The organism is Parasediminibacterium sp. HNIBRBA5674, from assembly GCF_056745525.1.
In genome coordinates this window covers 25,683-39,722 of record NZ_JBQWIE010000012.1, presented here as the reverse complement: position 1 = coordinate 39,722, position 14,040 = coordinate 25,683, and the positions used below count along the sequence as shown (strand labels likewise).

At 38.2% G+C, this 14,040-nt stretch carries 13 protein-coding genes; 2 read left to right on the top strand and 11 right to left on the bottom strand.

Annotated elements, in window-relative coordinates:
• Positions 1-4 precede the first annotated feature (4 nt).
• Positions 5-604: a ribonuclease HII gene (locus tag ACT9TX_RS07755; RefSeq protein ID WP_481337701.1), complete on the top strand. Its 600-nt coding sequence runs from the start codon at positions 5-7 to the stop codon at positions 602-604.
• 25 nt (positions 605-629) lie between these two features.
• Here the strand turns inward: ACT9TX_RS07755 and ACT9TX_RS07750 are convergent, their stop codons facing one another.
• Positions 630-1,469 carry a hypothetical protein gene (locus ACT9TX_RS07750; protein WP_481337700.1) on the bottom strand — a complete coding sequence of 280 codons (840 nt, stop codon included), beginning with the start codon at positions 1,467-1,469 and terminating at the stop codon, positions 630-632.
• Positions 1,470-1,544: 75 nt separating this feature from the next.
• Positions 1,545-2,159, bottom strand: a complete 615-nt coding sequence (locus ACT9TX_RS07745) for an L-threonylcarbamoyladenylate synthase (protein ID WP_481337699.1) — start codon at positions 2,157-2,159, stop codon at positions 1,545-1,547.
• 115 nt (positions 2,160-2,274) lie between these two features.
• Between ACT9TX_RS07745 and ACT9TX_RS07740 the strand changes: the two genes are divergently transcribed.
• A complete protein-coding gene (locus tag ACT9TX_RS07740; RefSeq protein ID WP_481337698.1) occupies positions 2,275-3,171 on the top strand; it encodes a cupin-like domain-containing protein in 897 nt (298 codons plus the stop codon).
• 51 nt (positions 3,172-3,222) lie between these two features.
• Here ACT9TX_RS07740 and fabG read toward each other — a convergent pair whose 3' ends face one another.
• From fabG to ACT9TX_RS07695, 9 genes are all read right to left on the bottom strand, one after another.
• Positions 3,223-3,978 carry a 3-oxoacyl-[acyl-carrier-protein] reductase gene (gene fabG, locus ACT9TX_RS07735; RefSeq protein ID WP_481337697.1) on the bottom strand — a complete coding sequence of 252 codons (756 nt, stop codon included), beginning with the start codon at positions 3,976-3,978 and terminating at the stop codon, positions 3,223-3,225.
• Positions 3,979-4,031: 53 nt separating this feature from the next.
• Positions 4,032-5,546: a GH3 auxin-responsive promoter family protein gene (locus ACT9TX_RS07730; RefSeq protein WP_481337696.1), complete on the bottom strand. Its 1,515-nt coding sequence runs from the start codon at positions 5,544-5,546 to the stop codon at positions 4,032-4,034.
• Between the two features lie 159 nt (positions 5,547-5,705).
• Entirely contained in the window at positions 5,706-6,101 is a 396-nt protein-coding gene (locus tag ACT9TX_RS07725; RefSeq protein WP_481337695.1) for a c-type cytochrome, read from the bottom strand.
• A gap of 201 nt (positions 6,102-6,302) precedes the next feature.
• Complete coding sequence (locus ACT9TX_RS07720) at positions 6,303-8,087, bottom strand: DUF885 domain-containing protein (protein ID WP_481337694.1); 1,785 nt, start codon at positions 8,085-8,087, stop codon at positions 6,303-6,305.
• Between the two features lie 40 nt (positions 8,088-8,127).
• Complete coding sequence (locus tag ACT9TX_RS07715) at positions 8,128-8,754, bottom strand: YdeI/OmpD-associated family protein (RefSeq protein WP_481337693.1); 627 nt, start codon at positions 8,752-8,754, stop codon at positions 8,128-8,130.
• 81 nt (positions 8,755-8,835) lie between these two features.
• Positions 8,836-9,225, bottom strand: coding sequence for a GxxExxY protein (locus ACT9TX_RS07710; protein WP_481337692.1), 390 nt, complete (start codon positions 9,223-9,225; stop codon positions 8,836-8,838).
• A gap of 156 nt (positions 9,226-9,381) precedes the next feature.
• On the bottom strand, positions 9,382-12,234 hold the full coding sequence (gene polA, locus ACT9TX_RS07705) for a DNA polymerase I (RefSeq protein ID WP_481337691.1): 2,853 nt from the start codon (positions 12,232-12,234) through the stop codon (positions 9,382-9,384).
• 106 nt (positions 12,235-12,340) lie between these two features.
• On the bottom strand, positions 12,341-13,435 hold the full coding sequence (gene nagA / locus ACT9TX_RS07700) for an N-acetylglucosamine-6-phosphate deacetylase (protein ID WP_481337690.1): 1,095 nt from the start codon (positions 13,433-13,435) through the stop codon (positions 12,341-12,343).
• 40 nt (positions 13,436-13,475) lie between these two features.
• Positions 13,476-13,973 carry an SRPBCC family protein gene (locus ACT9TX_RS07695; protein WP_481337689.1) on the bottom strand — a complete coding sequence of 166 codons (498 nt, stop codon included), beginning with the start codon at positions 13,971-13,973 and terminating at the stop codon, positions 13,476-13,478.
• Positions 13,974-14,040 lie beyond the last annotated feature (67 nt).

Genomic DNA, 14,040 nt, shown 5'->3' with positions numbered 1-14,040 from the left:
TGCAATGCTAGAAACATCGTTTCAAAACATAGTGATAGAAGCTGGCTGCGATGAAGCAGGACGAGGTTGTTATGCTGGTCCTGTATTTGCCGCAGCCGTTATTTTACCAGCCAATTTTTACCACCCATTACTTAACGATAGCAAGCAAGTAAAAGAAAAGGATAGAAACACGCTGCGCCAGATAATAGAAACTGAAGCAACAAGCTTTGCAGTTGCAATGGTTACTAATCAAGAAATTGATGAGATAAATATTTTAAAGGCTTCGTTTAAAGCCATGCATTTAGCAATAGAGAAGTTGACTATCACACCAGAATTATTGCTGATAGATGGTAACCGATTTACACCCTACAAAAAAACAAAACACCATTGCATTGTAAAGGGTGATGGTAAATATGCCAATATAGCCGCAGCAAGCATTTTAGCCAAAACCCATAGAGATGCTTACATGGAAGACTTACACCAGCAATTTCCTATGTACGATTGGATAAACAACAAAGGCTACGGCACAGCAAAACATCGCAAAGCCATAGAAGAACATGGTGTGTGTGTGCACCATCGCTTAAGTTTTAATATTATTCCTACGCAAATGGAATTAATATTATGATTGTCGTTTACCAGAATTCAATATTTTAAAAAAATCTTCTTTTCGAGTTACCCTTATGGTTGAAGTTAAAACTCAAACCAATAGATGCATTTGCCTCTCGTTTATTTACATAATTATTATCAGTACAAAAGGTTACAGACATGTCTAACATCATCCACCTGCATTTTGGTATACCTATTTGGGTGTTTATTGTTGGTTCAAAAAATCTTGTAGTACTGTTACTTATGTCGTTTAAATTAAAGTAAGAGAGTTCGCTGTTGGTATAATTGGTACTTGTTGCACCAAAATGAACAAAAGAAAACCTGCCAGTTAATGAAAAATGAAAATAATCTGATGGCATAAAGTTGAAGCCAAACTGTAAGATGTATTTCGAAATTTTATTGCTAAAATTTCTATCATACGGTAATCCATTGAGTAATCCATAATCATCAAATTTAAACCTACCAAACCCATAAGCTGCATACAGATTAAAAGTGCTTGTATTTCTATCGTTCAACGGTAAAAAACAACCGCCGCCAATTTCGATAATGTTTCTTTTGTAATTAATTGTGGAGGTATCAAAAATATTAGAATTGCCATCAGCACTTTCGCCTTCTTTTCTATGAAAATAGCTACCGCCAATAAACCAATGGTTACTTAATGCATAGGCGGCTTGAATATCGTAACCTTTATTGTAAGTATTTCCTCTACTATTTCCATCGTTTGTTCCAGTTGAAATAACGGCTGATACTTTATTATCACCCTTCTCTTTGAAATAGGTAATATTAGGTGACGGTGGCGAGTAAACATACCTTGCAACACCACAAGATGTAATTGTAAAAGATACAATTGTAAATGCAAGAATATTAGTTAGTTGCTTGGTCATATATCAAATTTGACCATTAAAGTACACGAAGCGCTGCAAAAAGCAAATCTTTTTACAATTCGTTAGCAGTCTGTTTTATTCTTCCCATTCACCTAGGCCTTTACGCACTAGCTCGTAAGGCTCTTGTGTACAGTCTATTATTGTAGAAGGTATCATACCACCAATACCGCCATCAATTACAATATCTACCTGACGTTCAAAATTATCAAACATCATTTCTGGGTCGGTATATTCTTCTACCATTTCGCCAGGCAACGAAGCAGATAGTATAGGATGTTGTGTGGCGCTTGTAATGGCTTTTACTATTCTGTTATCTGGTACACGCAAGCCAATGGTGCTTTTTTTGCTCTGCAAAATTTTAGGTACTTCTTTGCTAGCTGGCAATATAAACGTGTAAGGCCCTGGCAGGTAGTTTTTCAGCATTCTGTACAATGGTGTACCAATACTTTTGGTGTATTTGCTCAAGTCACTCAAGTCGTTACATACAAAGCTTAGTTGCGCTTTTGCAGGGTCAATGTTTTTTAACCTCGCTATACGCTCTATAGCTTTGTGATTAAAAATATCGCAGCCCAAACCATAAATCGTATCTGTAGGGTAAATAATTATACCACCATCAAGCAGGCATTGCACCACCGTTTTTATGTGTCGCTCATTAGGGTTATCAGGATGTATGTGTAACAGCAATGCCATAGGTGCAAGGTACAACTTATACGAGGCTTACAGCAGATATTTTACCCAAATCCGACAAATGATTAACAACTCACTTTCAGCAAAGCGTTTATTTTTGCGCATTAAATTTCCTTTTATGATTCTACAAAATGTTGATGTGGTAGATACCATAACAGAGGCCGATTTTAAAGCCAACTATTACAACCCTCGCAAGCCCTTAATCATAAAAAACCTAGCAAAAAACTGGCCTGCTTACCACAAATGGCATTGGGAATATTTTAAAACCTTTGTGGGCAATAAACAAGTAGCGCTGTACAACAATACCAAAAGCGATGCTTACACACCTATTAATACGGCTGACGATTACAAAACCTTTGGTGAATACATTGATATGATAAAAGCTGGCCCTGCTGGCTGGCGCATTTTTCTGTTCAATATTTTTGACCACGCACCACAGCTAATACAAGATTTTACCTGGCCCGACCATTTAATGTCTGGCTTTGTAAAAAAATATCCCATGCTGTTTACTGGTGGGCAAACGTCTATCACACACATGCATTTCGATATTGACCTTAGCCATATTCTACACACACAATTTGTAGGTAGAAAACGTGTGCTGCTATTTCCACACGAGGAGCAACATAAGCTATACCGCAAGCCATTCGAAGTGCTAAGCATGGTAGATTTTAGCCACTATTACGATGCTGCCAATAGCAAAATTGACTACGAAAAATTTCCTGTCTTGCGCACAGCCAAAGGCTACGATGTAACGCTAGAACATGGCGATACCTTATTTATGCCCGCAGGCTACTGGCACCATATGGAATATTTAGACAGCGGCTTTGCCATGAGCTTACGAGCCTTACAAAGCGATATTGGCGGCAAGCTGCAAGGTGTTTGGAATTTGTTTGGTATGCGCACCATAGATACGGTATTAAAGAAAACCGCACCCATACCTTGGTACAACTGGAAGCAGAAAAAAATTGCCGAACTAGCCTCTTCTGTTATGCTTACTAAGGAAACATTTGCATAAATTAAATAGATGTTTATGTCTCATCCCAATAGTAGCAATGTTGCTGGCTACCTAAATATTCATACCGCCACAAACGCTTAACACCTGACCAGTAACGTAGGTACTCATATCACTAGCCAAGAATAATGTTGCGTTGGCAATTTCTTCGCCTTTACCAAAGCGACCTAAAGGGATTTTTTTCATGAAATCGTCAGCAGCAGCACCTTCTTTTAAGTAGTGTGTCATATCGGTTTCAATAAAACCAGGCGCAATGGCATTGCAACGAATATTGCGGCTACCTAATTCGGCTGCTATAGATTTTGTAAAGCCAATAATACCTGCTTTACTTGCTGCATAGCTACCCTGGCCGGCATTACCACGAATACCAATAATAGAACTCATGTTGATGATGCTACCGCTTTTGGCTTTCATCATTGGTTTAATCACCATTTTGGTCATGTTAAACACACTCTTTAGGTTGATGTCTATTACTTCATCCCACTGTTGCTCGGTCATGCGTAATAACAAATTGTCTTTGCTTATGCCAGCATTGTTTACACAAATATCAATAGTGCCAAATTCTTTCAATACATCTGCAACAAAGGTTTCGCACTGTGCAAAGTCACCCGCATTGCTTTGATAAGCTTTAGCTTTTACACCAAGGCCAATTAATTTAGCTTCTAAAGCAGCTGCTTTTTCAGCACTAGTATCGCTTACATAAGTAAACGCAACATTAGCACCTTGTTCTGCCAATTTAATCGCTATGGCTTCGCCAATACCACGAGCCGCACCTGTGACTATCGCTACTTTGTTGTCTAATAATTTCATTTGTTATGTTAGTTTTTTGAAGATGGCAAATGTAATGATTTGCTATTTATGTGTTATTTAGCTAGTAACAATGCAAGTATTTCTTCCGCAATCACTCGTTCGTTACTTAATCTAGGCACTTTGTGTTGGCCACCCAATTTGCCTTTTTGTTGTAACCATTTATGAAACGTATGCTTTGGCAAAGCCTTTACCAATGGCATTTTCAGGGCAATATCTTTTTGTCGTTTGGCTTCATAGTCGCTATTAAGAGATTTCAATGCACAATCTAGTTCGTAGGCAAACTCTTGAATATTGGCAGGCTCATTTTCAAATTCTATCAGCCATTCGTGGCCACCATTGTTGCTATCGCTAAAGTAAATTGGTGCAGCGGTGTAATCGTTTACAGCTACTTGCATTTTTTCGCAAGCCATAGCTATAGCCTTATCGGTGTTATCTACCATTACTTCTTCGCCAAAGGCATTCATGTAATGTTTTAGTCTACCACTTACTTTTATTCTAAATGGATACATATTGGTAAACACAATCGTATCGCCTACTAAATAGCGCCAAAGCCCACCATTGGTAGTAATTACAGGTGCATATTGCTTACCTATTTCTACCTTATCTAGCCCAATGGTTTTAGGTTCTGCTTTGCCATATTCTTCTACGGGCATAAACTCGTAAAAAATGCCGTGGTTTAAAAATAGCAACATGCCATCTTCATTCGGGTCGTCTTGCGCAGCAAAAAAGCCTTCACTTGCATTGTACATTTCTAAGTAATCAACACCTTCGCCTATTAGTTTTTTAAACTGTTCTCTATATGGCACAAACGATACACCACCATGAATGTACACTTCTAGGTTGGGCCAAACTTCTTTTAAAGTAGCCTTACCAGAAATTTGCAAAATGCGTTTTATCAAAATCATGGTCCAGGTAGGCACACCAGAAATTGAGGTCACATTTTCGTTGATGGTACTTTGTGCAAGCTGTTCTATTTTATTTTCCCATTCGTCTAGTAAGGCAATTGATAGCTCTGGCGTTCTTATCCAGCTAGCCCACACGGGTGCATTTTGCAATAGTACAGCGCTCAAGTCGCCATATTGCACCTCATCGTTTATCGCATTTATTTGATGGCTACCACCTATCACCAAGCCTTTACCAGTCAATAAATCGCTTTCAGGATTGTAGTTATAATACATCGTCAGCACATCTTTCGATGCTTGATAATGACAGTCGGTTAAGCTTTCTTCGGTAATAGGTATAAACTTGCTTTTATCATTGGTTGTGCCGCTGCTTTTGGCAAACCAATTCACAGGAGTGTTCCAAAGTAACTGCTGTTCACCACCTATTAGCCTGTCTACATAAGGCTTTATGTCGTTATAATCTTGAATGGGAATAATCTTCTTAAACTCACGAACCGAGAACATTTTGGTAAGCCCGTAACGTCTACCTATTTCGGTGTATTGCGCATGTGTGGCAAGGTCTTGCAACACTTCACGCTGCGTATCAATGGGGTTATTAATCCATTGTTCTATGCGCCAATAACGCAACCGTGCAAGACGAGATATAGCAGGACTTAATAACTTCATTAGTTCCAATTGGGGGTAATTGTAGCAAAATACACAATGCTACTGACATTGCGAAGCCAATTTACAACCGACTATGTAAAAAATGATTATTGGGTCAGCTTTGGTACTGCTATGATCATCGTTGCGTCACACTTCTACGTTCTGTTCGCTGTGCAGCTTTTATCGCAGCGTAACTTTTACATACAACAACATTTGTTCTATTTCCTTATCAGTTAAGTTTGAAAAACTAGGCATTGCTGCTTTGCCATATTCTTCATACATGCTTTTCGCGTAAGCATCTTTAGCAATCACAGCTTGTGAATTTCTAATAAACTCGAATAACAAGGCTTTGTCTTTCCAGCGGTCTTCAATACCAATTAACATTTGTGGACACGCTCTTTTGTTTATAGCGTGGCAAGCTGCACAATTATTTGCAAATAACTTTTTGCCAGTAAAGTAATTAGTAATTGTAACAGAATCCTCATCAGAAATAGTTTCGGTTGAAATGGCATTACTTTTTTGCTTGCAACCAAGCGCAGCAAAAACAATAATCAATATTGCAGTTAGCCATTTCATTCGTTAATCCTTTTTATTACTCGCCACAGAAATATAGTGCAACAATTGGTCTATCTCTTCATCTTTAAGCCATGCAAACTGTGTCATTTCTACCTTGTTGTAGCGGTTGTACATAATTATGACATATAGTTATAATTATGGTTGTAGCCTAAATATTGAGATATAGAGTTAGCTCTTTTTTTCCTCAAGATGACAAACAAACTACTGCGTTTTAGCCCATTCATCCATTTTAGCTTCTAGCACATTTAAAGGCATTGAGCCATCTTTTAAAATAGCATCGTGAAACTTGGCTAGTTTAAACTTAGCACCTAGCTGCTTACTGTATTTGGTGCGCAAGGCTCTAATTTTTAAAGCACCTATCTTGTAGCCAAGCGCTTGACCAGGTATGGCCATGTAACGCTCTATTTCAGCCGTAGCGCCTGCTTCACTAATAGGTTCGTTAGCCATCATGTAGGCAATGGCTTCTTCACGTGTCATGCCCTTTGTGTGCAAGGCCACATCTACCACCAAGCGAATGGCACGGTGCATTTCGTCGCCCAAAGCACCCATGTATTGATAAGGATTGGTGTACAAACCAAGCTCTTTACCCAAGCTTTCGCAATACAAAGCCCAGCCTTCTACATAAGCGTTGTTGCCAATAGAAAAGCGGCGAAACTTTGGCAGTAAAGTATCTTCTTGCTGCAACGAAATTTGGTAATGATGCCCCGGTATGGCTTCGTGTAAAAACAAGCTTTCCATACCACTTGCAATGTTAAACTTAGTAGCATCAATTATTGGCACATAAAAAATACCCGGTCTGCTACCATCTGCGCTGCCTTGGTTGTATTCAGCACTAGCACTTGCAGCTCTAAAAGCTTCTGTTTGGCGAATTTCAAAAGGCGTTTTAGGCACATGGTTAAACATGGTTTTTAATTGTGGCGCCATTGTTTGGTGAATGGTTTCAAACGCTGCCAATACCGCTTGTGGGGTTTTGTAAGGTGTAAACTGTTTATCGGTTTTCATAAACTCGAAAAAAGCAGCCATATCACCAGTAAAGCCTACTTGCGCTTTTACTTTTTCCATCTCAGCTTTTATGCGTTTTACTTCGCTTAAGCCAAGCTGGTAAATGTCTTCTGTAGGTGTATTGGTTGAGGTGTTTAGGCGTACCAAATAATCGTACATTTCATCACCACCTGCGACCGAATTTATACCCGATGTTGTTCTTGCTTTTGGTAAATAATCTTGCGCTAAAAAGTCGTGCAGCTTTTTGTAAGCAGGCACTATTTGCTGTTGTATAGCAGCGGTATAATTGGCCGTGATTGTTTGCTTATCGCTAGCGCTAAATGTGGTAGGTAATGTATTGATAGGGCCATAAAACAAATGCTTGGCAACATCGCTAGTTACCATATCCTGCAATTGCGGTAGCATTTTTTCTACCAAGGTTTTTGGCAAAACAACATTGTTGTCAAGCCCTTTTTTAAAGTACACAATAGCGCTGTCTGCCCATACAGCAAAGGCTTTCATGCGTTGCAGCCAATTGTTATAATCTGCTACCGTTTTAAAAGGCTGGTTGCCTTGACCACTGCCTAGCTGACCCATTGTAAGTGGCAAGCCATAAAACTGATTGGCAGGCATATAATTGTCTTTTAAATCTAAGCCTTCTAAGTTCATTTCAAGCTCGTACTTAAACACTTCATGATTAAGACGGTCTTTCTCGTTTAATGTTTTAGGGCTAAATTTTTCTGCGTAGGTAAGGTAGCGGTTATAAAATTCTTTTAGCTTTTTGCGATAGCTATCGGTAAAATCAGCATACAATTTATCGTTGTATCTATTATCGCCTACAGCAGTTGCCTCTAGTGGAAACAGCTGTAAACGCTCTTCGTAATATTTATCAAACAAAGCTGCCAACTCAGTATTGTCCGTGTGGTGTTGGTTATCGCTACTAAGCTTGCAACCTGCTATTGTTGTAATTACTGCCATACTTAAAATGATATACAATACTTTCATGAGAAATGAATATGGTGTGAAGAATTGTGAGGCTATTCTTTTATGCTTTCTTGTATTTATCCATGTACTGCCAGTTATGTGGCTTACCTTCTGCCATGGTTTCTATGGCTTTAGCCAAGCGCTTCAATTTGGTAGCTTCTGTTTTGGCTTCATCAATCCATAGCACATATTCTTTTTTATGGCTTGGTGGAAAAGCCTGAAACGTAGCAAAAGCTTGTTGGTTTTGCTTGATGGCTTCTGTAATATAATCAGGAATAACTAGTTCTTTTGAGGCTGATATAGGTTTTGCTTTTACTACTTTTTTACCTTCCTCGTTTAGCTGCATGGCTTCTTTGATGTAGGCAATAATTTGTGTGTCTTTAGGTAAATCTTTCAACGATGTTATTTTACCTAAATGACCCATTGCTACTTCAGATTTAGCAGTTTCAAGCAAGGCGGGGTCACTCATTAAACTCGCTTTCCAAAAACCAAAAGAACAATGTTGTTTAAAGGCAGCCATATTAGCAATCGGACCTTTATGGTCAAAAAATGGCATGCCCCATTTTACCTTCTCTTCTACATTAGGGCAAGCTTTGTGTACTAGCTTACGCAAATGCAATAAAATAGGCTGCGCAAAAGGTTGTGCTTTAGCAATGTAAGCGTCAATGGCTGGATTGGTGGTAGGCATAAGTGGGATATTTTGAAACACAGAGCAAGGAAGCAAGGAAGATTATTCTTTGTGCTTAATAAATCTATGGTTTATTATTAACTAATAAGGTTTGTCAAAATCTAACACAACTCTTTTAATGCCGTTTTTTAAAAGTTTAACGTTAAAGTTAATTATCAGGCCAACGTTTTTCCCAGACAATTTTAAGTACGTGAATAATTGTGCTTCATGAATGGGCAAAATTGAGTCAACAGCTTTTAATTCAACAATAACTTCGTCATTTACTAACAAATCCAATCGAAAGTTCATATCCATTACCTTGTCACGAAAAATAACAGGTATGGGCATTTGTGTTTGAATATGCAAACCCATTTCTCTTAAAACTTCAGCCAAACAAGTTTCATAAACACTTTCAAGCAAACCAGGCCCAAGTTCATCATGCACCATAATAGCAGCCTGAATTATTTTGCTAGTCAGTTGATTTGTTTGCATGGTTTAAATTTTACCACAGGGCAAAGAAGCAAGGAAGATGTATTTACTATAATCAAAATATTGAGAATATTATTCAAGGAAATCCTTCTTTGCTCTTTTGCCCCGTGTTTCAGTTATAAATCTTCTTTGCTTCCTTGCCCCGTGTTTCCAATAATATTAGTGCGCCACCAACCAATTTTCACCCATGCCTACTTCTGCTTCTACAGGTACTTCGTTTGGTAATGGCAACGCTGCTTTCATGCAGTTTAAAATCAATGGCTTTAAAATATCTACCTCTTCTTTCACAGCATCAAATACCAACTCATCATGCACCTGTAAAATCATTCTTGATTGTAGTTTCTGAGCCTTCATTTCATGATGAATCTTAATCATAGCCAGCTTTATCATATCAGCAGCAGTGCCCTGTATCGGTGAGTTTACAGCATTTCGTTCTGCATAACCACGTACCGTAAAGTTGCTTGAATAAATATCTTTTAGCCAGCGTTTTCTGCCCAAAATGGTTTCTACATAACCTTTGTCTTTGCAGAAGTTCACAATGTCATCCATGTATTTAGTAATGCCTGTAAACTCTTTTTTATAGTTGTCTATTATCTCTTTGGCTTCACTTCTTGCAATACCCAAATTGTCTGCAAGCCCAAAAGCACCTTGGCCGTAAATAATACCAAAGTTCACGCTCTTAGCTTTATAGCGTTGCTCTTTAGTTACTTCACTTTCTGGTATGCCATACACTTTGGCTGCCGTAGCTGTGTGAATGTCTTTGCCTTGGCGAAACGCTTCACACATATTGGGGTCGCCACTAATAGCAGCAACAATGCGCAGTTCTATTTGAGAATAGTCGGCACTAACTAAAATGTGGTTGCTATCTCTTGGTACAAAAGCTTTTCGAATTTCTTTACCTCTATCAGAACGAATAGGAATGTTTTGTAAGTTAGGATTATTGCTGCTTAACCTACCTGTAACGGCCACAGCTTGTGCATAGCTAGTGTGTACACGACCTGTTTTGCTATTAATCATCAAAGGCAGCGCATCTACATAGGTTGACTTTAACTTGGTTAACTGTCTAAAGCCTAAAATATCGTCTACTATTTTGTGTTGATGTGCCAGTTTGCTTAACACATCTTCACCTGTTGCATACTGACCAGTTTTGGTTTTCTTGGCTTTAGGATCAAGCTTCAATTTCTCAAACAATACCTCGCCTAGTTGCTTTGGCGAAGCCAAATTGAAACGTACACCAGCTTGCTCGTACACATTATTTTCAAATATTTTTGCCTCTCGTTCAAGCTCTACACTATAATCATTCAAAAAGCCCACATCTACTTTTACGCCTTCAAATTCCATATCAGTTAATACTTTCACCAATGGATTTTCGGCTTCGCTAAATACACGTTCTACTGACTTTTCCTTCAATAACGGAACGAAAATATTTTTAAGTTGTAGTGTAATATCAGCGTCTTCAGCGGCGTAATCTTTGGCTTTTTCTACCTCTACATCACGCATCGTTCCTTGATTCTTACCTTTCTTACCAATCAATTCATCTATGTGTACTGGCTCGTATTGCAAGTATTGCGCACTTAGCAAATCCATGCTGCGCCTACCTTCTGGCTCTATTACATAATGTGCCAACATCGTATCAAACAACTCACCCACAATTTCAAAACCATACCATTTAAGCACCAATAAATCATACTTAATGTTTTGACCTATCCACTTCATATTTGGCGAAGCAAACAACGCTTTGAATTGGTTTAAAATAGCCATTGTTGCATCTTTATTTGCAGGGCAAGGCACATAAAAGCCTTCGCCTAGGCGGCACGAAAAACTTAAGCCTACTAGCTCAGCTTCATTAGCATCAATATGCGTGGTTTCAGTATCAAAACAAATTTCCGCTTGCTCAGATAAGTAGCTAATAAGGTTGGCTATTTCTTCATCCGTTTGTACTAGTTGATAATCGTGATCGGTATTGTTGATGTTTTTTTCTGCTACCAATCCTGCACTTGTATCATCACCAAATAATGATGACTGCATGGTAACAGTGCTTTCAGTTTTACGACTTGTATCTGATTTTTTAGTTTCTACAACAGCACCAAACAAATCGGTTTGTTGTGCTTCTGGCGCAGCATGAAACGCATTGAAACTATCGCCTAAAATACGTTTGCCTAATGTTTTAAATTCAAGCTCTACAAACACTTCGGTTAATACTGGTTTGTTCCAATCTTTTAAGCGGTAGTTTTCTTCGTGAAATTCTACCGGCACTTTGGTAATAATGGTTGCTAGCTTTTTAGACATGATGGCGTCTTCTTTACCTGCCCTCACTTTCTCGCCCAAAGCGCCTTTAATATTATCTGCATTGGCTAGTACATTTTCAAGTGTATCATACTCTTTCAGCAATTTGGCTGCGGTTTTTTCGCCCACACCTTTTATACCTGGAATATTGTCAACCGCATCACCCATTAAGCCCAAAATATCTATCACTTGTTCTACTCGCTGAATGTCCCATTTTTCGCAGATTTTTTTGGCATCCAAAATTTCCTCTTTGTTGCCCATAAATGGTGGCTTGTAAATGTACACATGGTCGTGGATTAACAATTGACCATAGTCTTTATCGGGTGTAACCATGTACACATCGTAACCAGCATCGGCAGCTTGCCACGCAACAGTACCAATAATATCATCAGCCTCATAGCCATCCAATTCAACCACAGGAATATTAAAGGCTTCTATGATGCGCTTAATGTCGGGTAAAGATTGTAGTAAATCTTCTGGAGCTTCTTGCCTATTAGCTTTATAATCAGTAAAATCTGTATGGCGCTCTGTGGGTGCATGTGTATCAAAACATACAGCTAAGTGGGTAGGCTTTTCTTTATTAATAATGTCTATTAACGTGGTGGTAAATCCAAACTGAGCGCTTGTATTTTTTCCAGCAGAAGTAATACGTGGGCTACGAATTAAGCCATAATAAGCACGATAAATCAATGCCATGGCATCTAATAAGAACAATTTTTTTTGCATGGGGCTAAGGTAAGGATTGGCAAATGGAAGTTTTATTTTTTGAGTAAAAACCTACTTCTTTTACTAAAACTTTATCGTAACGTCATGTTTAGCCATTCTTATCTCATCATAAAACCTCAACCACATTTAAGGTTTCATCTAATATGGTGAAACTTGCAGTATAGCCTTTTTCTATTTTACCCAAAGTACTATCTAAACCTAGCACTTTGGCTGGGTATAAACTCACCATGCGTAATACTTCTTCTAGCGAAACACCCACTTTATTAACCATATTTTGCAATGCTTTAGCCATTGTTAAAGCTGAGCCACTAAGAATACCATTGCTTATGTATTTATCTCCATCTTTTGTGTGAGGATAAGGACCAAATGCACTGTCTGCAACGGCATCTGTAATACAAAAGAGTCTGCCTTGCATTTGCTTGTAAGCAATTTTTATAGCATCAAAATTCACATGGTAACCATCGGCTACAATACTTGCCATTACTGAATGGTGTAAGAAACTAGCGCCAACTAAACCAGGCTCTCTATGTTGTAAACCGCTCATAGCATTGTACAAATGTGTTACCGCATTAATGCCTTTATCAAAGGCTTCATTAGCTTGCTGAAAAGTGGCATTACTATGGCCTGCAGAAATTATAACATTATGTGATTGTATGAGTTGGATTACTTCATTGCTACAAACTTCTGGTGCAAGCGTTATCATTTTAATAACGCCTTTGCCATAATCTAACAATTGCTGAACATTGTCTAATGTAGGCGAATGAATGTAGCTTTCTATATGTGCGCCTCGTTTTAAAGGATTTAGCCAAGGCCCTTCTATGTGTAAACCTAAACAACCTTTACCACCATCTTTCCAATATTGCTTTACAGCATCTATACACTCGTAGAATACTGCATAAGTATTGGTAGCAACTGTTGGCAAAAAGAAGGCAGAACCGCCTTCAACGCAATAAACATGTAGAGCAAAAAGTGCTGCGCTATTAGGATGTACACTTAACAGTTTTCCACCAGCACCATATATCTGTATGTCAATAAAACTTGGTACTAAAAAGGAATGAACAGGTAGTTGCTTTGTAACATTTCTATTCAGTCTTTCTTGCGGCAGAACATCAATGATAATATTGTTATCATCGGTTACAATAGCATGGTGATGAAGTATTTCTTTCCCAGTAAAAACTTTCTCTGCACAGTAAATAGCCATAATTGAAAATAACAAGAATGGTTAAATGTGCATAAAAAATTTACCCAAACACAATTTCATTGGTTGCGCCAGCCCATTTACCAAACTTAGTTTCTACAGCAGTGAAACGATGTTCGAATATGCCTCTCAATTGTGATTTCACCAATATCACATTGGCAATATCACCCAAAATCCAAAGGGGTAGTTTATAGTGTACAATATCTGTCATTTCTACACCACCATCTATTGCTTTAAAATGGTGTTGGTGATGCCACATGGTATAAGGCCCAAAACGTTGCTCATCTACAAAAAACTGTTGGTCTTTAACGTGTGTAATTTCAGTCATCCAATACAAAGGAATACCTAAAATAGGCTTTACAGTATATTCAATTATTTGCCCTGCGTACATGGTTTTACCATGGTGCTTACTAATAATATCAAAGCCTAAATTGCTAGGTGTAATATCTTTTAAATTATATGGCTTGCTAAAAAAATCCCAAGCAGCTTCTAGTGAAATAGGTATTTTTTGTACGGTTTTAAGCGAATAAACTTTAGACATAATGCACGTTTGGTTGTATAAACAAGTTTTTGTGCAAAATGTTCTTCATGCGTAACCTTAACTTTGA